The following is a 20,160-nucleotide window of genomic DNA, read 5'->3' as shown; positions in this document are numbered from 1 at the left end:
CGGGTCGACCGATCAGCGTGTGCCCGGGGAGCGTCGTGAGGATCGATACGTCGCCATCACGTCCGAGTCGCAGCCGCCTCGGATGTGGTCGATCGCTGGTCGTCCGTCGTCATGCGCCGTGGTGCAACTGCCGGGTCAGGGACGTCGCCCATCGCGCCATCAGTTCGGCTGTGCTGAGCGCGTTCGACCCCACCGGCGGCAGCGGTGCGCCAAGGCCGGCCTTCGCGGCGAAGCCCGCCTCGCGGGCCTGACTCGGTGTCATGCCGAAATGCTCGTGGAACAAGCGGCTGAACTGACTGGCGGATTCGAAGCCGAATTCGACGGCGATGTCGAAGATGCGGCGATGACGCATCTTCGGGTGCGTGATCGTCAGCATGCATCGGATCAGCCGCCGGCGTTGGATATGATGCCACAGCCCTCCCTGAGGCTTGAAGAGCCGGTAGACCGTCGACCGCGAGCAGCGAAAGCGCTTGCAGACCTGCTCCGTTCCCAGGTTGAAATCGCCCAAATGCTCCTCGATGTAGCGACAGATCGCTGCGAAGGACGCATCTTTCGCAGCGGACGATACGATGTCGCCGGACATCGCCAGCGAATCCATCAGTCCCATCGTCGTGCGAATGAGGCTGTCCGCCTCGGCGGCCTTTGCCGCCGCCAGATTGCGGTAGAGCGAAACGAGATAGTCGACGAAGATACGGGCAGCGGTGGATCCATCGGGCAGAAAGGCGCCGCTTGCATCGCTCAGATAAGGGAGATGCTCGCGAAGCAGGGCGCGCGGCAGCACCAGCGTAATAGCGCGGCCGTCGACGGATTGCGCATCGAGCTGATGGGCCAGGTTGACGGCATAGACGTTGCCTGGCTGTTCTGTGAACTCGGCGTTGCCGTTCACCACCCTGTTGTGGCCCTGAAGCATGAGCTGAAACAGGACATGGTCGCAATCCTCGTACCGAGCCATCCACCGGCGGTCGCGCTTGAAGCGCTGTGCCGGAAAGTTCGAATCGGCCAGGACTGCAAGGCCCAGATGGTACTGCTGGATGTCGGGCAGCTTGCGGCCTGGGAGGGGCCTTTCGACCGGCTCCGCATCGAAGTAGGGCGCGATGCTTCGACGCCATAGCAGGCGATACTCGTCGTCGGGCAGCTCACCCGGCACCAGATTTGCCTTGGTAATTCCCTCTCCCATGATCCGTTGCTCGTCTGTTTGAGACGCGCGTCAGTCATCGCAGGCCTGCACGCGCGCATGGCTATCCTGTCGGCCGTCTGTCCCTGAAGTGCGGCTTCAGCGCAACGAATGACGGCCGATGCGATGGTCTCGGCCGCGCCCCGAGTTGGACGTCGAGATACCCTGTATGATGAGAGCCTGGTCAGACCGCGTGCCTGAAAAACCCAATTGCAGCTGCGCTGAAGGCGCAGCAGCATGAGAGTGAGGGCCTGCACCCTAACGGAGCGTTAGAGTGAAATTGCTACCTTTAATGGACGTCACCGTAATGCGATTCTGGCGATCCATCAATCCGTGTGCTGATCAAAAAGGCCGACCTCGGACGCCGCTGTGGATAGCGCTCATGCGCGAAACGGTCGGCCGCGAGACCGGGTGCTTCAAGCCTTGGCCATCCGCCCGTCGGCATTCTTCATGTGTGGAAATGCAGTGGTTCGTCGCCGCGCTCAGAACAACGATAGGAAATCGCCGACGACATAGATGATCGCCACCACGATCAGGACACCCATCAGCACGAAGGAGAGTTGGACAGCGATCGCGCAGCCGCCCAACGTCGTGGCCATCGCCGCGACGTGGCGCTCTTCGCGGTAGAGCTGCGCGACCACGCCGAGGATGATCGCGAGCAGGCCGAGCGACACCGCGGCCACAGGCAGTTGCTGGTGCAGCCGGTCGGTCCACGAGGTTTCCCTCGTTGGCGCCTGATAGTCGACGCCCTTCAGGTGCGCCACCAGTCGCTCCTTGACGCGGTGTCCGACGTCGACGATGACCTTGTCGATCGGCGGCGGCGGATCGATCACCGGCAGCACCCAGTGCGGCAGGACCGCCGCGACGAGGGCAAGAAGTCCGACCACGCAGCCGATCGCGCCGAGCCGGCGTGAGCGAGTTACTGTGTCCGTCACTGCCAAAATCTCCGATGCCGTCGTACAGTCACTCTGCCCGGTCGCTGCGGGAGGTCGCCGAGCTCGCCGGCACCACCACGCAACGATCGGCGCATGCCGTTCGTTAGATTCGTTGCCGTCTGACCAGCTCACCGTCGAGCTGATTGGATCCGCCGGTATATATGGATTCGCCCTTTCCCTTGTGGGAGAGGGCATGTAGGAAAGCCCTGCAAACTCGGTCGGGTGAGGGGTATCTCTCCACGCATGTCGCTCGCGGAGAGATACCCCTCACCCGACCGCGTGCGCGGATGGGCCGGAGATGCCCTCTCCCATAAGGGGAGAGGGCGCTGCATCGCACAGCACGTTCGGTTGCCCGCACGTGGCGTTGAGCGCCGGATCATGCGTCGGCCGTCGCAGCCATCTGGTTCAATCCATCCCCCCTTCGCGATCACAACAGTCGTCCGCTCAGCCGCTCCGCCTCCCAGGATTCCAGATATTCACGCTCGCGCGTGATCCAGCGCACCGGCTCGCTGCCCCACTCGCGCGCGCGGCTGGCGTGCTCGCCCATCACCCAGAAATGGCGCACGATGACGAAGGCATGCGCGGCCTCGAAATCCGCAGCGGAGATCGGGCGGATCGAGCGGTAGCCTTCGACGAAAGCTCTCCACGTCTGAGGCAGCCGGCGGCCGAACGCGTGCATTGCCCACAGGAAGACGGCGAGGTCGTAGGCGAGATAGCCAGGGCCGCCATCGTCGAAGTCAAAGAACACGGCGCAGCCATCGTCGATGCGTCCGTTGCGGCCATGGCAATCGCCGTGACAATGCGTCCAGGTCAGGCCGTCGGACGCCTCGATTCGTGCCGCCGTTCGCGCCGCGATCTCCTGGTATATCGCGCCGTCGCCGACGCCGAGAAGGCGACATAGGTCCTGGACGCGCTGCAACGGTCGACGCAACAGATGGTCGAGATCCAAACGGTAGAGCGGCGATTCTGCGCGATAGGTGGACGCCGCATCGTGCAGCCTGGCGAGAGTGACTCCTGTGGCGCGTGCATCGATCGGGCAGGCCGGGTCGGGCGTCCGGCCGTCGAGCGCGTGAAACAACACGCCTTCGCGCGCACCTTCCGCCGCCTGGCCGCGGACGAAGAGCGAGCCGTCACGTGTCGGGACCGCAGCGGCCACCGGCACGCCGCAACGGACGAGATGCGCGAGAAAATCGGTTTCAGTACGGACGTCGGCGGGTCCCCGCGCGCGGTGATGCGACAGCCGGAAGACGTAGCGTTCGCCGGTTGCGGCCGTGACCAGATAGACGTCGTTGAAGCCGCGATTCATCATGCGGCATGCGAGCGGCTCCGGCAGCGCGTAGTGTGTCGCCACGAGGCGGCCGATGCTCTCGGCGCTGGTCGTCGTGTAGAGCGGCTCGAGATCGGACACGGCGCCTGTTCCGGATCGTTGGTGGGCGTCGGCATCATAGGTCGCCGCGGAGAATCGTGGAAGGTGGCGGTCGCGCGTGCAATCTCGTGCTCGCGCATGCAGGTTGTGCCGGACTGCCCGTCGGCCAAATCAGTCGGCGCTGCGCGCGCGATCGGCTGAGCTTGTCCAGTGCCTCCGTCAAAAATAAATCTGTTTCGATTTTTCGTAATTCGTGCTTATCTCCCGGCCATCCCGTCCTCATGCAGAGGGACGTACGCGTCGTCACGATACGGAGAGGCGGGGAGTGGTGGCCGCGGGCCTGTCAGGCGCTGATGCGCAGGACGAATGGCAGCTCGCGGACGGTCAAGCCGTGTGGTCCTGGCGCCCCGAAGCTGGCGTCAAGTTCGTGACGTTCGTGCGGTGACAATCGTGCGTCGTTGCCGATGACGGGGGCAAACAAGCCGGTCCCCGGGGAGAGCGCGGAGCAGCCGTTCCAACCATCACGCAGGGGAGGCCGGGTCGTTTCCGGCTGGTCCTGTGGTTCCTGCCCCGTGCATTTTCTCCGCACGGGGGCCACGGGCCTCAGCCGAGGCTCGGTCTTCCCTGCACCCTCTCGCTTCGAGAGGGGGATCGTTCAGCAAAACTCGGACATGCGATGTCGCGAGATCATCAGGCGCGTCCTGATCAGACGCGCTGCGTACAACTGCAGACTACGCGCTGCGCGGCAGCGGCGCGATCGCGGCGGCCGTCGCGTTGCGATGCTGGACCAGCCAGGCGATCGCGTCGTCCTCCTTCATCGGCTTGCCGTACAGCCAGCCCTGGCCGTAGGAGCAGCCGAGCATGCGCAGGCACTCCGCGTCGGCCTCGTGCTCGACGCCTTCGGCGATGATGCGATGGCCGAGCGGCAGCGCCACGGCGGTGATGGCGGCGACGAGCTGCTGACCCATGCGGTTGCTGGCGATGCCGTCGATGAAGGAGCGGTCGATCTTGATGGTGTCGATCTCGACCGCCATCAGGTTGGTGATCGAGGAATGACCGACGCCGAAATCGTCGATCGCGAGCGCGAAGCCGTATTGATCGATCAGCTTGAGCTCGTCGGCGCAGCGCTTCGGATCGAACATCGCCTCCTCGGTGACCTCGATCTCGATCCGCCTGGGGTCAACGCCGTAGCGCTCGGTGACCAGCTTGAGCGTCTGCGCCGGCGAGTGGATCGGGAATTCGCGCGGCGAGACGTTGATCGAGACGCGGATGGCGTGCGCCTTCTTGCGGTCGAGCGCGCGCAGGAAGGCGCAGACGCGCTCGCCGACGAACTCGGTGAGCTGGCCGGCCACGCGCAGCCGGATCGCGGCGGAGACGATGTCCGGCGGCGGAATAAGGCCGGCGGTCGGATGCTTCCAGCGCAGCAGCGCCTCGAAGCCGATGACCTCCTGGGTCGCCATCGCGACCTGCGGCTGAAACTCGACATGCAGCTCGCGGCGCGCCAGCGCGGCCGGCAGCTCGGCATCGAGACGACGCTGCAGCGTGAGCGCGCACTGCATCTGCGCATCGAAGACACGCATGCAGGCGCGGCCGTCGTCCTTGGCGCGGTAGAGCGCCGCGTCGGCGCGCGCCGACAGCTCCTCGATGTCGATCGGACTGCCGACATGCGCCGCGATGCCGATCGAGCAGCTCACGCCCAGCGGCTGGCCGGCGATCATCATCGGGCGCAGCAGCGCCTGCATCAGGCGCTCGCCGAGCGCCACCGACCGATCGGCGGCATCCTCGCCCTGCAGCACCACGATGAACTCGTCGCCGCCGAGGCGAACCGGCAGATCGCCCTCGCTGCACGCCGTGCGCAGCAGCATCGCCACGGCCTGCAGCACGCGGTCGCCGGCGTCGTGGCCGCGGGTGTCGTTGATGATCTTGAAGTTGTCGACGTCGAACAACAAGAACGCCACCCCGCGCCCCTCGGCGCAGGCGGTGCTGGCGACGGTGCGGAAATGGCCGCGGTTGGCGAGCCCGGTCAGCGAATCCGTCCGCACCAGCCGCTCGAGCTTCTGGTTGGCGATGGCGAGCGAATCCGCAAGCCCGGTCGCCTCGATCGTGGTGCTCTGGCCGGCGATGAAGTTACGTTCGCCAAGCCGGGCGGCGCGGAACAGCATGACGGTCAGGAACGCGATGTCGGCGGCAACGACGTAGCCGACGTCGCCGCCGGACAGCAGCATGCGCAAGATCGTCGCGCCCATCAGCGGCGCCCCGAAGGCGATCGCCATCTGCGAGTAGGCGAGGCTCTGGATGATCGAGCCGGTCGTGGCGCCGGCCATGATGAAGACGATGTCGTTGACGTTGTGCGCGTGGGTGAATGCCGGCAGGCCAAGCGGCACCACCGACCACAGCACTCCGCTGGCGAGCGCCATGGTGGTCAGCGTGCGCAGCACGCGTTGCGGATCCCGGTCGATGCTGCCGGAGGATTTCAGGCGCGAGACCCATGCGGCGCGCAGCGTGGCGAAGGCCACGGCCGCAGCCAGCCACCACAGGATCAGCGTGCTGCCCTCGCGCAGATAGATCAGCAGCGCCAGCGATATCGCGATGGCGACGTTCGCGAACAGCGTCAGGAAGATGTTCTGCAGCGAGCTCGCCACCTGGGCTTTCGCGAGCGCCGCCGCCTTGGGGTCGGTCAGAGCGGTCTGCATACGCGGAACGAAGGGCCCTGCTGGATCAATGACGAAAACGGGCTGTGCTGGAGGCGGCCCGCGCGGCAACGCCACAGCATGCTGAAGGGGGACCTAAGGTGGGGTTAATCCGTCAGATAATACCGCTCACCGACTACACCCGCATGCCGCGCGGGAGGAGAGGTGGGCAACCCGGCGTATGGGGTCGTCGTGAGGGCCCCGGTCTCCGCACAGCCACGACGCGCAGCTGCAACGAGTTCCGCGTCAGCCCGTCACGGCACGTCGTGGCCGAGTGCGGCAGTGTAAAGCTCGAACCAGGCCTGGCGGTCGAGATCGACCCGCAGCGCCGCGCAGGCCTTCTCGATCCGCGCCGGATCGTTGGTTCCGAGAATCGGCACGAGCCGGGCCGGATGCCGCAGCAGCCAGGCGATCGCGATTGCGCTGACGTCGACGTCGTGGTCGGCCGCGAGACGCGCGAGCAACGTGCGCAGCCTCTCGGGTGCAGCTGCAACCAGGTTGCCGCCGCCGAGCGGCGACCAGGCCATCACCGGCAGCCTGCGCTCCTGCAGGAAGGCGAGATCGCCGTTCGTGAAGCATCCCGTGCACGTCAGGCTGATCTCGATCTGGTTCGTCACCAGGGGCTGGCGCATCGCAGACTGGAGCAGCGTGAAGTCCCAGGGCCTGAAGTTGGATACGCCGACCGACCTGACCTTGCCGGAAGCGACGAGATCGTCGAGCGCGCGCCCGGTCTCCTCAGGATCGATCATCGGGTCGGGACGGTGGATCAGCAGCAGGTCGATGCGGTCGGTCGCCATCGCGCGCAGCGAGGCATGCACGCTCTCGGCGATGTGGGCGGCCGTGGTGTCGTAGTGCTTGATCCGCGCCGCCGCGTGACGTCCGACCGGCGCGACGATGCCGCATTTGGTGACGATCTCGACGCGGTCGCGCAGCTGAGGCGCGGCGCGCAAGGCGGCGCCCAGCACGGATTCGGCGGTGTAGCCGCCATAGATGTCGGCCTGGTCGATGGTGGTGATCCCGCAGGCGAGCGCGGTCTCGATCTTGCGCTGGACCCGCGCCGGCGAGGTGTCCGCATCATCGCAGACGCGCCACATGCCGTACACGATCCGGCTGATGTCGAGATCGTCGGCGAGCCTCAAGCGGGTCATCATCGGCGTTGTCCGTTGCCGAGCGGTGTCGGCGGTGTCTGGGCGGGCACCCGGCCATATTCGTGCGGCAGCGAACAGGTCTTCATCTGCGGCAGCACCTTGCGGCCGAAATGCTCGGCCTCGTCAAGATGCGGATAGCCGGACAGGATGAAGGCGCGAATGCCCATGCGGCGGTAATCCTCGAGCGTCGACAGGACCTGGTCGGTCGAGCCGACCAGCGCCGCGCCGCAGCCGGAACGCGCCCGCCCGATGCCGGTCCACAGATGGCGCTCGGCATAGCCGAACTTGTCGGCGAGTTCGCGCGTCCGCTGCTGGTAGGAGACCCCGAGCGATTGGCTGTCATGCGCGCGCTCGCGGATCAGGCGGCCATATTCGTCGTCGAGGCGGGAGACGAGATGCTCGGCATAGTCGCGGGCCTCGGCCTCGGTGTCGCGCACGATCACGTGCACGCGCAGGCCGTAGTCCAGCGTCCGCCCGTGCGCCTGCGCCCGCGCGTGCACCGCGCGCATCCGCTCCGCGAGCTGCTCCCTGGTCTCCGGCCACATCAGGTAGACGTCGCACTGCGCGCCGCAGAGTTCGAGCGCGTCCGGCGAATAGCCACCGAAATAGAGCAGCGGGCCGCCGTTCTGCTGATAGGGCTTGGCCGGCGCGGTGCTGACATTGCCGAAACGGTAGATCTTGCCGTCGAAATCGATCGTGTCGCGGGTCCAGGCCTGGCGGAGAATGGCGACCACCTCGTGGCTGCGCCGGTAGCGAAAGGCGCTATCGGCGACCTCGCCCGGGAAGTCGGAACTGATTACGTTCAGCGTCAGGCGGCCCTTCAGCATGTGGTCGAGCGTGGCGACGGTTCGCGCCAGCATGATCGGCTGCATCTCGCCGCAGCGGATCGCGGCGAGGAAGTTGATGTTTTGCGTCAGGGAGGCACAGCCGGCGACGAAGCTCAGCGTGTCCTGCCCGACCTGGTAGGATGAGGGGCAGAGAATGTTGCGAAATCCGAGCGCCTCGGCCCGGCCGACGATCGCCGAGCAGTGCTCCCAGCTTGACCGCAGGCTGCCGTCGGGTATCCCTAGCAGTGCATAATCGTCGGAGCACAGCGCCGAGAACCACGACACCTCGACCGAGTCGAGCCCGTCGGACGTTATCGGAACTACGCTCATTTCCTGCACTTCTCGCTGGATGCCGCCGGGTCGCATAGCATCGATCTCCAAGTAGATCAATCATGCATCAATTCCAGCGCCAACGGACGCAACGCCGATGAAGGCCCTCAGATGAAGGCTCCCTTGGGAAGCCTGCCGCTCCACATGCAGGTCACCGAATTCCTGGTCCGCGAGCTGGCGGCCGGGCGCCTGGTCGAGGGTGAGAAGCTGGCGCCCGAGCGGGAGATGGCCGACGCGCTCGGGATCGCCGTCGGCACGCTGCGCAAGGCGCTGGCCGAGCTGCAGGCGCGCGGGCACCTGGAGCGCATCCAGGGATCGGGCAACTATATCCGCGCCGGTTCGCCGCAGAACAGCATCTATTCGATGTTCAGGCTCGAACTGGCGAGCGGCGGCGGCGGGCTTCCCACCGCGCGAGTGCTCGAGCTGAAGAGACTGCGCAAGCCTCGCCATCTGCCCCCGTTCGGCAGTGCCGACCACGCCCACCGCATCCGCCGCCTGCGCGCGATCTCCGGCCGGCCCGCTGCGCTCGAGGAGATCTGGCTCGACGGCTCCTGTGCCGAACGCCTTTCCAAGGGTGATCTTCTGGAATCCCTGTACCTTTTCTATCGCACGCGCCTCAACCTCTTCATCGAAACCGCGGAGGACCGCATCGGCCTTGGCGAGGTGCCGGACTGGGCGCCGAAGGATTTCGCGCTGCGGCCGGGCAGCCCGGTCCCCCATGTCATGCGGCTCAGCCGGGCGGCAGACCGGAGCATCCCCGAGGTCTCGCAGACCTGGTTCGACCCCGCGGTCGCCGTCTACGTTTCGCGCCTCAGGTGACAAATTCTTCCAAACTTGCCGCATCGGACGAAATTGCTGCATCATTGATTTCTCTTGGTCGGATGGTAAGAATCCTGCGCGCAAGGCTGCAGATGCAAGACTGCAAATGACGGCAGCAAATGGCGGCGGCGAGCCGCCCGATCGGGGGGAAGCGTGGCATCCGTGAGCCTGCGGAAGCTGGAGAAGAGCTTTGGCTCGCAGACCGTCGTCCACGGCATCGACCTCGAGATCGCAGATGGCGAGTTCATCGTGCTCGTCGGCCCGTCCGGCTGCGGCAAATCGACCACGCTGCGGATGATCGCAGGCCTGGAACCGATTTCGGCCGGCGAGGTCCGGATCGACGACCAGGTGATGAACCGCCTGCCTCCGCGTGCGCGCGACGTCGCGATGGTGTTCCAGGACTACGCGCTCTATCCGCACAAGACGGTTCGCGAGAACCTCGCCTTCACGCTGCGGGTGCGCGGCGTGGCCGCCGAGGAGGCCCGCAACCGGATCACGGGTGTCGCAGAGCTGCTCGGCCTCTCCGAGGTGCTCGAGCGCCGGCCGGCGCAGCTGTCGGGGGGCCAGCGCCAGCGCGTCGCGATGGGCCGCGCGATGGTCCGTCGCCCGCGCGTCTTCCTGTTCGACGAGCCGCTCTCCAACTTAGATGCGCAGCTGCGGGCCGAGGTGCGCACCGAAATCAAGCGGCTGCACCAGCAGATCCGCACCACCATCGTCTATGTGACGCACGACCAGGTGGAGGCGATGACGCTCGCCGACCGCATCGTCATCATGCGGGGCGGCGTGATCGAGCAGATCGGCACGCCGGACGAGATCTACAACCGGCCGCGCAATGCCTTCGTCGCCGGCTTCATCGGTTCGCCGCCGATGAACTTCGTGACCGTGCGGATCGAGAACGGCAGCCTGACGTTCGGCAACGGCGCCGCGCTGCCGCTCGCCGCCCTGCCGCTGGCCTCCGCGCAGACGCTGGAGGGACGGACGCTGCTGTTCGGCGTCCGTCCGGAACATTTGGGGCTGCCGGGAGCGCCGTTCGCGTTGCCGGTCGACGTGCAGGTCGTCGAGCCGCTCGGATCGGACACGCTGGTGCACTGTGACATCGGCGGACAGCGGCTGACGGCCCGGCTCGCGCCGGACATGCGGCCAAGCAGCGGAGAACGCTTCAACATCGGCATCGATCCTTTGAAGGTCTACCTGTTCGATGCGGATAGCGGGCAGATCATCAACTGATCGGCAAGGCGGCCTCGGGCCGCCGACGGTCTCGGAAGAGGACAGGGAGGTCCCCATGAAACTGAAACTACTGGCCGCCGCCCTAATGGCAACCGCCCTGCAGGGCGCTTCACCGCCGGCGTCGGCCGATACGCCGCTCCGGATCTTCATCTCGACCCAGCAGCAGCCGCAGGTCTGGCGCAAGGTGTTCGACCAGTACGAGGCGAAGAACCCGGGCGTCACCATCGCCATCGAATCCGGCGGCGCGACCTCCGAACTCCAGGCGCAGTACCTGAACACGGTGATGTCGGCCAAGGACCCGAGCCTCGACATCCTGGCGCTCGACGTGATCCGGCCGGCGCAATATGCCGCCGCGAACTGGACCGTGCCGCTCGACAATGTCGACATGACGAAATATCTCGCCGCCTATGTCGACGCCAACACGGTGGACGGCAAGGTGGTGGCGCTGCCGGCCTTCGCCGACGCCATGTTCCTGTATTACCGCAAGGACCTGCTCGACAAATACGCTATCGCGCCGCCGAAGACGTGGGACGAACTCGCGGCCGCGGCGAAGAAGATCACCGAGGGCGAGAAGAATCCGAACCTGCAGGGCCTGTCGTTCCAGGGCAAGGCGATCGAGGGCGCGGTCTGCACCTTCCTGCTGCCCTACTGGAGCCAGGGCAAGACGCTGGTCAGCAACGGCCGGCTGACCTTCGACCGCGACGCGGCGGTCAAGTCGCTGAAGCTGTGGAAGGACCTCGTCGACCAGGGCGTCGCCAAGAAGAACATCTCCGAGGTCGCGACCGACGACACGCGCAAGGAGTTCCAGGCCGGCAACGTCGCCTTCGCGGTCAACTGGGCCTATGCCTGGGCGCTGTTCCAGGGCGCCGAATCCGCCGTGGCCGGCAAGGTCGGCGTCGCCCGCCTGCCGGCGCTCGGCGGCGGCGAACAGACGAGCTGCCTCGGCGGCTGGGAGTTCGGCGTCTCCGCCTACTCGACCCACAAGGACGAGGCGCGCAAGCTCGTCAGCTATCTCGCCAGCCAGGACGTGTCGTCCTTCATGGCGATCAACGGCTCGCTGCTGCCGACCGTCGCGGCCTCCTACCGCGATCCGGAGGTGCTGAAGGCGGTGCCGTGGTTCGGCGAGGCCCTGAACGTCGTGCAGACCGCCAAGGCGCGGCCGGTGACTGCGCGCTACAACGAGGTCAGCGATGCGATCCGCACCACGGTCAACTCGGTGCTGTCAGGCGTGATCACGCCGGAGGACGGCGCCGGCCAGATCGAGGGCCGGCTCAAGCGCATCCTGCGCTGATGCCGCAGGGCCCCGCTCCCGACGGGCTGCGCGACCGCGCCTGGTCGCGCTGGCTCGATCCCGACGACCGGACGCTGGCGGTGCTGCTGCTGACCCCGGCGGCGCTGCTGCTCGCCGTCATCATCGCCTATCCGGTCGCGAGGCTGTTCTACACCAGCCTCTTCAGCCTCTCCCTGACCTCGGGGCTTCCGGCAAGGTTCGTCGGCCTGGAGAACTACACGCTGGTGATGGAGGATCCGGTGTTCTGGGAGACCACCTGGAACACGCTGCTGATCACGCTGATCACCGTTCCCGGCGCGCTGCTGACGGGCCTTGCGCTGGCGCTGCTCGCCAATTTGCCTTTCCGCATGAAGTGGCCGGTCCGCCTCGCGCTGCTCGTGCCCTGGGCGCTGCCGCTCGCCTTCGCCGGGCTGATCTTCGCGTGGTTCTTTCATTCCGAATACGGCATCGTCAACGACGTGCTGCGGCGCCTCGGCATCCAGGGCGTCATCTGGTTCAATTCGCCGAATTGGGCGTTCGCGGCGATCTGCCTGACCATCATCTGGAAGACCTCCTCGTTCATGGCGCTCCTAATCCTCGCGGGGCTGCAGACCATTCCGCGCTCGCTCTACGAGGCGGCCGACGTCGACGGCGCCGGCCGGCTGCGCCAGTTCTTCGAGATCACGCTGCCGCTGCTCAAGCCCTCGATCGTGGTCGCGCTGATCTTCCGCACCATCACCTCGCTGCAGACCTTCGACATCCCCTACACCATGACCGGCGGCGGGCCCGGCACCTCGACCTCGACGCTGGCGATGTACATCCACCAGAACACGGTCTCCTTTCTCGATCTCGGCTACGGATCGGCGCTCGCGGTGGTGATGTTCGCGATCTCGATGGCCGTTTCTGTGGTCTATCTGCGCGTGATCCGGAGCTAGCCATGGCGACCACCGACCCCGCCCCGCCGCCGTCCATCCCGGGCCGTGTGCTGCGGCTGATCGCCGCCTCGACGCTGCTGATCAATGGCCTGTTTCCTGCGCTGTGGATCCTCTTCACCTCGCTGAAGACGGAGTCCGAGCTGACCGCCAAGCCCATCACCTGGGCACCGCATGCGCCGACCCTCGTCAACTATGTCAGGGCGTTCACCGACCAGCAGCTGCTCGTCTTTTTGTTCAACAGCCTGATGGTCGCGCTGCTGTCGACGCTCCTCACCCTGTTCATCTGCGTGTTGGCCGCCTATGCGCTGGCGCGGCTGAACCTGCGCTTCCGCCAGGCGATCCTGTTCGTGATCATCGGCGTCTCCACCTTTCCGCTGGTGACCCTGCTGGTGCCGCTGTTCGAGACGCTGCGCGGGCTCGGGTTGCTCAATACCTGGATCGCGCTTGTGCTGCCGAACACCGTGCTGTCGCTGCCGGTCTGCACGTTGATGCTGGTCGCGTTCTTCGAGGCCATTCCCCGCGACCTCGAGAACGCCGCGATGATCGACGGCTGCACCCGGATCGGGGCGCTGCTCCACGTCGTGCTGCCCCTGAGCGGTCCGGGCGTGTTCACCGCGGGGATCCTCGCCTTCGTCAACTCCTGGGACGAGTTCCTGATGGCGCTGTCGTTCAATTCGAGCCCGGCGCTTCGCACCCTGCCGGTCGGCATTCAGCTCTACCAGGGCGAGTTCTCCTTCCCATGGCCGGTGATCTCGGCCGCCCTCGTGGTCGGCATCGTGCCGGTCGCGCTCCTGATCGTCGCGTTCCAGGAGCGGGTGGTCTCGGGCCTCGTCGTCGGAGGCATCAAGGGATGAGCCCGGAGCAACCGATCGCGGCGCCCACGCCGCTGCGGATCGAGCCGGTCGCGGACGGGTTCCGCATCGTCGCCGACGGCCGCGTCATCCTGCAGCACGACCGCGCGCGGCCGGCCTTCTTCGTCGGCCGCGGCGAGGAAACCATCGCGATGCTGCGCGGCAATTTCGACATCACCGACTACGTGACCGAGCGGATCGCGCTGCGCGCCGCCGAGATCGACGGCGACACCGTGCGCCTGGCGGCCGTAGCCGGCCTGCCCGCCGCGCTGATCCTGACCCTGGACGGCCACCGGCTGGTTCCCCGCGTCACCGATCCCGCGATCAACCGGCTGTGGTTTCGCATCGTTGCGGAGGATGGCGAGCATGTCTGGGGCGGCGGCGAGCAGATGTCCTATTTCGACATGCGCGGCCGTCGCTTTCCGCTGTGGACGTCCGAGCCCGGGGTCGGTCGCGACAAGACCACCGAGATCACCTTTCGCGCCGACGGTACTGGCGGCGCCGGCGGCGATTACTACACCACCAACTACCCGCAGCCGACCTTCATCTCCTCGCGCCGCTATGCCCTGCACGTCGAGACCTCGGCGTGGTCGGCGTTCGACTTCCGCCATGACGGCTTCCACGAGATCGAGGTCTGGGAGGTGCCGCAGCAGATCGAGATCTTCACTGCGCCGAGCTTTGCCGCGCTCGTCGGCGCGCTGTCGCTGCGCTTCGGCCGCCAGCCGCAGCTGCCGGAGTGGATCTACGGCGGCGCGATCATCGGGCTGAAGGACGGTGAGCGCTCGTTCGCGCGCCTGCAGGCGATCCGCGACGCCGGCGTCGCGGTGTCCGGCCTCTGGTGCGAGGACTGGGTCGGCCTGCGCCAGACCTCGTTCGGGTCACGGCTGTTCTGGGACTGGCGCGCCAATGAGCGTCGCTATCCGGCGCTGCGCGAACGGATCGCCGCACTCGGCGCCGAGGGCATCCGCTTCCTCGGCTATGTCAACCCGTATCTGTGCGTCGACGGCACGCTGTTTGCCGAGGCTGACGCCGCCGGCCATCTCGCGCGCGACGCCGCGGGCGGGACCGCCCGGGTCGATTTCGGCGAGTTCGAATGCGGCGTGGTCGACTTCACCCGCGCCGAGGCCGCGGCCTGGTTCGCCGAGCGCGTGATCGGCGAAGAGATGATCGACCTCGGCATGTCCGGCTGGATGGCCGATTTCGGCGAGTACCTGCCGACCGACGTACACCTTCATGCCGGCATCGATGCGCGCCTTCTGCACAACCGCTGGCCGACGCTGTGGGCCGAGGTCAATGCGCGCGCGGTGGCGGCGCGCGGCCGCACCGGCGAGATCGTGTTCTTCATGCGCGCCGGCTTCACCGGCGTGCAGGCTCACTGCCCGCTGCTATGGGCCGGCGACCAGAGCGTCGACTTCTCCCGCCATGACGGCCTCGTCAGCGTCATCTGCGGGGCGCTGTCGAGCGGCCTGCTCGGCAACGCCTACCACCACTCCGACATCGGCGGCTATACTAGCCTGTTCGGCAATGTGCGCACCGCCGAGCTCCTGATGCGCTGGGCGGAGATGGCGGCGTTCACGCCGGTCATGCGCACACATGAGGGCAACCGGCCGCGCGACAATCTGCAGATCGATCAGGATCCGGCGGTGCTGGCGCACTTCGCCCGCATGACGCGGATCTACGTGCATCTTGCGCCCTATCTGCGGCACCTCTCGGCGGAGGCTGCCGCGACCGGCCTGCCGGTGCAGCGGCCGCTTTTCCTGCATTTCGAGGACGACGCTGCGACCTACAAGGTGCAGGACGCCTATCTCTTCGGACCCGACCTCCTGGTCGCCCCGGTGTGGAAGCCTTCGGCCACGGAGTGGGAGACTTATCTGCCGCGTGGCGCCGACTGGGTGCATCTGTGGACGGCCACCCGCCATTCTGGCGGGCAGACCGTGACGGTGCCGGCGCCGCTGGGCCAGCCGCCGGTGTTCTGCCGCGAAGGATCGCCGTGGTCGGCGCTGTTCGCGGCGCTGCGCAGGCTGTAACGGCGCGAGGGGCAGCCCCTGCGATGGCGCATGATGTCGCTGATCGTCTCAACGCCGAGGAGCATCACCGCGACGAGGACAAATGGTCGGCATGAGCACTGCGCTCGCGCCGGTCATCGGCGTCGCGCGAAATTTGCCGGTCTGCTACGGGCGTCGCGGAGGAGGCGGGAACTCCTCGCACAGCCACGCATGTGCGGCCCGCCGCTACGGATCGAGCTCGGTGTCCCAATAGAGATAGTCCAACCAGCTGTCGTGCAGGTAGTTCGGCGGGAACAGGCGGCCGTTGCGGTGGAGCTGGTGGACGGTCGGCGCGTAGGGCGCCTGCTTGGGAAACATCTTGGCCTGCTGCGGCGTGAGGTTGCCCTTCTTCAGATTGCAGGGCGAGCAGGCGGCGACGACATTTTCCCAGGTGGTCTGGCCACCCTTGCTGCGCGGAATGACGTGGTCGAAGGTCAGATCGTCGCCGGAGTGGCAGTACTGGCAGGCGAAGCGGTCGCGCAGGAAGACGTTGAAGCGGGTGAAGGCGGGGTGCGTGGTCGGCTTGACGAAGGATTTCAGCGACACCACGCTGGGCAGCTGGATTTCGAAGGACGGACTTCGGATCGCGCGGTCGTAATATTCCACGATGTTGACGCGATCGAGGAACACCGCCTTGATCGCGTCCTGCCAGGACCAAAGCGATAGCGGGTAATAACTCAGCGGCCGGAAGTCCGCGTTCAGCACCAACACCGGCCAACCGCCTTGTGAGACATGTGCGTTCAAGTAACGCTCCTGGCCTCCATGTACGGCTGCGAAGCAGCATGCCCTGACATACTACATGCAGCGTGACGGGATTGTGAAGCCCCAAGAATGGCTTGACACGGCTTCTCCCGCCCCGCGACGGACGCCGGAACCCGCCCGCCGCAGCGGGCTGCCGCACTGCAAATCAGTTGCAGATCCGCGTCCCGAGAAGCGGGCGGACGGCCGTCAGGCTGGGACCCGCTCCAGCTTCTGCAGGCAGCGGTGGATCCGGACCTCGGCCGGCATGGCGCGGTCGGGGAAGCTCGTGCTCCAATTGGTGACACCGACTTCGCCGACATAGATGTCGCCGTGGCTGTCGATGGCCAGGCCGTGGGGGGCCAGGAAACGGCCGGTTTCCAAGCCCGGGCCGTGCTCGCCGCCGAGCCGCGCCAGCCGCTTGCCGCCGGCGTCGGTGATGGTCAGGCGCGGGCCGAGATTGGGCACGTTGAGGTTCACCGGCATGCCCGGGCCGAGCTCGCCGATGATGAAGGTCTTACGCCCAGCCCCGCAGGCGCACAGCGCACAGGGACGGTGCAGGTTATTCCACTGCGTCTCGTAGCGGCCGTCACGATCGAAGATCTGGATGCGGTGGTTCTCGCGGTCGGCGACATAGACGAAGCCGTCGGCATCGGTCGCGATGTTGTGAACGATGTTGAACTGGCCGGGGTCCGAACCCGGCTCGCCCCAGCTCCTGATCAGCTTGCCGTCCGGCGTATATTTGTGGACCCGCGCATTGCCATAGCCGTCTGATACGTAGATCTCACCCGATGGCGACAGCGCGGTATGGGTGCAGCGGTTGAACGGCTCGCCGCTCATGAACGGCGTCGGGCGCTCCGGCAGGCCGATGGTCAGCAGCACCTTGCCCTCGGGGGTGCACTTGCGCACCGTGTGGTCGCCGTCATCGGTGCAGTAGAGATTGTCGTCGGCATCGATCGATAGCCCGTGAGCCCGGCTGAACAGGCCCTCGCCCCAGCTCTTCAGGAAATTGCCGTCGCGGTCGAACACGATCATCGGATGGGCGCCGCGGTTGAAGGCGTAGACGCGGTCCTTGCTGTCGACCGCGACCGAGGCGACGTCGGTCAGCTCCCAGCCGTCGGGGAGCTTCGCCCAGTCCTTGACGACGCGATAGGTAAAGTCGCCAGAGCCGAGGGTGGGGGACATGCGAGGGCCTCCATGATCGAATGGCGTCATTCAGCCCGATCCGCTCGCCGGCAGCAAGCCTTGCTCGATGGCCTTGATCTGCAGCGCCAGGAATTTCGAGTTGATGCGGCACTGCGCCAGGCTGCCGGCGATGAAATACAGGCCGGGCTGCGGCGTGCGCGTGTACATGTTGCGCAGCTCCTGACCGTCGCCGAAGCCCCAGATCGGTCCGACGCGATCGGCCGTCGTGTCGCCGAACAGCCGGCGCACCAGCACCTCCTGCGGCTTGTAGCCGGTGGCGAGCACGATCAGATCGGCATCGATCCCAGTGCCGTCCGTCAGTTCGGCGCCATGGACGCCGAAGCGCGCGATGCGATCGAACTGGATCAACTTGACCGCGCCGCTGACCAGCAGATCGGAGCAGCCGACGTTGAAGTAGTAGCCGCCACCGCGGGTGAGGTACTTGAACTGCCAGCCGGTGCCGTCCTCGCCGAAGTCGAGCCTGAAGCCGATCCGGGTCAGGCCATCAAGCAGCTCCTGATCGAGCTGCTTCGACTGCGCGGTCAGCATCTGGTGGCTGCGACGGCCGAGCGCGAGCGGCATCGATGCCGCGATCAGGTCGTTGTCCTCCACCGTCCCGTCATTGTAGGCGGCGTAGGCGAGCTGAGCAGAGGGCTCGATGTTGGTGACGAGCGTCGGCGCCCGCTGCACCATCGTCACGTCGGCGCCACTGGCATGCAGATCCTGCGCGATGTCATGCCCCGAATTGCCGGTGCCGATCACCAGCGCGCGCTTGCCCGCCCAGGCCTCGCCGTCGCCATACTGGCTCGAATGCAGCACCGTGCCGTTGTAGTCGGCCAGGCCGGGCAGCTCCGGCCGGTTGGGAATGCCGCTGACACCAGTCGCCATGACGATATGAACAGGCCGCATCACGCGCCGGCTGCCGTCTGCGCGACGCAGCGTCACCTCCCAGCGCGCCGCCGCCTCGTCATAGCTGCCGCCTTCGAGCTCCGTCTCGGTCCAGACGTTCAGCTCCATCGCCTCGGCATAGGCCTCGAACCAGTTGGCGAGCTTGTCCTTGGGGATGTAGACCGGCCAGTTCGGCGGGAACGGCATGTAGGGCATGTGATTGACCTGCACCTGGTTGTGCAGGGTCAGCGCATGATAGCGCTTGCGCCAGTTGTCGCCGATCCTGGTTTCGCGATCGACCACCAGCGTGTCGATCTGCATCATCGTGAGGCGCGCCGCGATCGCGAGCCCGGCCTGGCCGGCACCGATCACCAGCACGGTCGGATCGCGATCGGCATAGGCGCGCGCGGCCTCGCGTTGATCCAGCCAGTTCGGCCCGCGGAAGTCGCGCGAATACGACTGGCCGCGCGGCCGGTGGGCGCCGAGCGGCTCCTCGAACCCCTTGAGCTCGTCGAGCGCAGTCAGCAGCGTCCACGCTTTCAGGCGCCGGCTGTCGGCTGCATCCGGGATCAGCCGGACGATGCCGAAGCCGCGGCCTTGGACAGTCTCGAACTGGAAGATCGCTTCGATGCTGTCGGTGCCGGCGCGCGTCACGTGGCGCGGGGCGGCGCGGCCAGGCGCGATGGCAAAGGCGAATGGCGCCGCCGCGCGCGCATCGGCCGGCAGCTCGCGCAGGATCGCGTCGCGTCCATTCAGCGTCTTGATGCGCCAGCTCAGCGCCAACACGTCGCGCCAATAGCTGTCGGCATGAAACAATCCGGACAGCGCGGCCGGGTCGCAGGCCGCGATCGCCCGGGCAAAATCCGCGAGCCAGCCGTCGACGCCCGCGGCGAGATCCTGCGTCCTGTCGAGCATCGCTGTCCTCCCCGCCGCGGTGGCCGTACGGCATCGTTGTTGGCGGAGCGTAACCCGGGAGCGAGGCGGACGGAAAGTGGGCTAGCCGACGACCCCCTCGCGCTTCTTGAGCACGCGATAATAGCTCCACCACAGGTGCGCCGCCGCCCCGCGCAGCGGCCGCCAGGCTTCGGCGAGCGGCATCATCTGCTTGGACGTGGGACGCGCGCCAAGGCCGAGCCCGACCTTGACCGCCTCCTGCACGGCGAGGTCGCCGGCCGGCCAAGCGTCGCCATGGCCGAGACAGAACAGCAGATAGACGTCGGCCGTCCATGGCCCGATGCCGGGCAAAGCGGTAAGCGTGGCATGCGCGGCATCGGCGTCCTCATTGGCGAGCACGTCGAGGTTCAGCCGGCCCGCCCCGAGCTCGCGCGCGATGTGCTTCAGCGTCTTGATCTTGGCGGCGGACAGCCCGAGCCGGCCCAGCCGGTCGGCGCGGGCTCGGCGGATCGCGTCGGCCTCGAACGGCGCGAACGCTGTCTGCAGCCGGCCCCAGATCGCCGCTGCGCTCGCGGTCGACAGCTGCTGGCCGCAGACGATGTGTGCGAGCCCCGCAAACCCCGGCTCCCGCCGCCGCAGCGCCGGCATGCCGGTCGCATCGAGGATCGGCGCGAGCCGCTTATCCTGCTTGACGAGGTCACGGACCGCATCCTCGAGAATGGCCTGGCTGTCGAGATGGAGGGTCATCGTATTGCGCTTTCTGCATCGTCATGCGCGGGCTTGACCCGCGCATCCATCTCGGATCGAACGTCCCCGCGAATGAGCATGTGTGTCGGAT

At 66.8% G+C, this 20,160-nt stretch carries 16 protein-coding genes; 6 read left to right on the top strand and 10 right to left on the bottom strand.

Features of this window, described 5'->3' with window-relative positions:
* Positions 1-109: 109 nt before the first annotated feature.
* The 6 genes from ACQR07_RS35520 to ACQR07_RS35495 form a co-directional block, all read right to left on the bottom strand.
* Positions 110-1,147, bottom strand: coding sequence for a helix-turn-helix transcriptional regulator (locus ACQR07_RS35520; protein WP_434906692.1), 1,038 nt, complete (start codon positions 1,145-1,147; stop codon positions 110-112).
* A gap of 509 nt (positions 1,148-1,656) precedes the next feature.
* Positions 1,657-2,109, bottom strand: coding sequence for a hypothetical protein (locus tag ACQR07_RS35515; protein ID WP_434906691.1), 453 nt, complete (start codon positions 2,107-2,109; stop codon positions 1,657-1,659).
* Positions 2,110-2,536: 427 nt separating this feature from the next.
* A complete protein-coding gene (locus ACQR07_RS35510) occupies positions 2,537-3,517 on the bottom strand; it encodes a phosphotransferase enzyme family protein (RefSeq protein ID WP_434906690.1) in 981 nt (326 codons plus the stop codon).
* 689 nt (positions 3,518-4,206) lie between these two features.
* Complete coding sequence (locus ACQR07_RS35505; RefSeq protein ID WP_434906689.1) at positions 4,207-6,168, bottom strand: putative bifunctional diguanylate cyclase/phosphodiesterase; 1,962 nt, start codon at positions 6,166-6,168, stop codon at positions 4,207-4,209.
* 251 nt (positions 6,169-6,419) lie between these two features.
* Positions 6,420-7,313, bottom strand: coding sequence for an aldo/keto reductase (locus ACQR07_RS35500; protein WP_434906728.1), 894 nt, complete (start codon positions 7,311-7,313; stop codon positions 6,420-6,422).
* Entirely contained in the window at positions 7,313-8,470 is a 1,158-nt protein-coding gene (locus tag ACQR07_RS35495; protein WP_434906688.1) for an LLM class flavin-dependent oxidoreductase, read from the bottom strand. The genes ACQR07_RS35500 and ACQR07_RS35495 overlap by 1 nt, the downstream gene beginning before the upstream one ends.
* 111 nt (positions 8,471-8,581) lie before the next feature.
* Between ACQR07_RS35495 and ACQR07_RS35490 the strand changes: the two genes are divergently transcribed.
* The 6 genes from ACQR07_RS35490 to ACQR07_RS35465 all read left to right on the top strand — a co-directional run bounded on the left by ACQR07_RS35490 (position 8,582) and on the right by ACQR07_RS35465 (position 15,599).
* Positions 8,582-9,289, top strand: coding sequence for a GntR family transcriptional regulator (locus tag ACQR07_RS35490; RefSeq protein WP_434906687.1), 708 nt, complete (start codon positions 8,582-8,584; stop codon positions 9,287-9,289).
* A gap of 153 nt (positions 9,290-9,442) precedes the next feature.
* A complete protein-coding gene (locus ACQR07_RS35485; RefSeq protein ID WP_434906686.1) occupies positions 9,443-10,516 on the top strand; it encodes an ABC transporter ATP-binding protein in 1,074 nt (357 codons plus the stop codon).
* Between the two features lie 55 nt (positions 10,517-10,571).
* Positions 10,572-11,807, top strand: coding sequence for an ABC transporter substrate-binding protein (locus tag ACQR07_RS35480; protein ID WP_434906685.1), 1,236 nt, complete (start codon positions 10,572-10,574; stop codon positions 11,805-11,807).
* A complete protein-coding gene (locus ACQR07_RS35475; protein ID WP_434906684.1) occupies positions 11,807-12,721 on the top strand; it encodes a carbohydrate ABC transporter permease in 915 nt (304 codons plus the stop codon). Before ACQR07_RS35480 ends, ACQR07_RS35475 begins: the two co-directional genes overlap by 1 nt.
* A 2-nt stretch (positions 12,722-12,723) precedes the next feature.
* Entirely contained in the window at positions 12,724-13,575 is an 852-nt protein-coding gene (locus ACQR07_RS35470) for a carbohydrate ABC transporter permease (protein WP_434906683.1), read from the top strand.
* A gap of 32 nt (positions 13,576-13,607) precedes the next feature.
* On the top strand, positions 13,608-15,599 hold the full coding sequence (locus ACQR07_RS35465) for an alpha-glucosidase (RefSeq protein ID WP_434906727.1): 1,992 nt from the start codon (positions 13,608-13,610) through the stop codon (positions 15,597-15,599).
* 204 nt (positions 15,600-15,803) lie between these two features.
* On the opposite strand, the gene ACQR07_RS35460 is transcribed toward ACQR07_RS35465, so the two are convergent.
* The 4 genes from ACQR07_RS35460 to ACQR07_RS35445 form a co-directional block, all read right to left on the bottom strand.
* Positions 15,804-16,361 carry an HNH endonuclease gene (locus tag ACQR07_RS35460; RefSeq protein ID WP_009025578.1) on the bottom strand — a complete coding sequence of 186 codons (558 nt, stop codon included), beginning with the start codon at positions 16,359-16,361 and terminating at the stop codon, positions 15,804-15,806.
* Positions 16,362-16,565: 204 nt separating this feature from the next.
* Positions 16,566-17,540, bottom strand: a complete 975-nt coding sequence (locus ACQR07_RS35455; RefSeq protein ID WP_434906682.1) for a peptidyl-alpha-hydroxyglycine alpha-amidating lyase family protein — start codon at positions 17,538-17,540, stop codon at positions 16,566-16,568.
* 30 nt (positions 17,541-17,570) lie between these two features.
* Entirely contained in the window at positions 17,571-19,343 is a 1,773-nt protein-coding gene (locus tag ACQR07_RS35450) for a flavin-containing monooxygenase (RefSeq protein ID WP_434906681.1), read from the bottom strand.
* An 81-nt stretch (positions 19,344-19,424) separates the two neighbouring features.
* Positions 19,425-20,069: a DNA-3-methyladenine glycosylase family protein gene (locus ACQR07_RS35445; protein WP_434906680.1), complete on the bottom strand. Its 645-nt coding sequence runs from the start codon at positions 20,067-20,069 to the stop codon at positions 19,425-19,427.
* Between the last annotated feature and the right edge of the window lie 91 nt (positions 20,070-20,160).

The organism is Bradyrhizobium sp. HKCCYLS20291 (genome assembly GCF_051167715.1).
Taxonomy (GTDB): domain Bacteria; phylum Pseudomonadota; class Alphaproteobacteria; order Rhizobiales; family Xanthobacteraceae; genus Bradyrhizobium.
The sequence above is the reverse complement of the archived record's forward strand: the minus strand, read 5'-3'. Positions and strand labels throughout refer to the sequence as shown.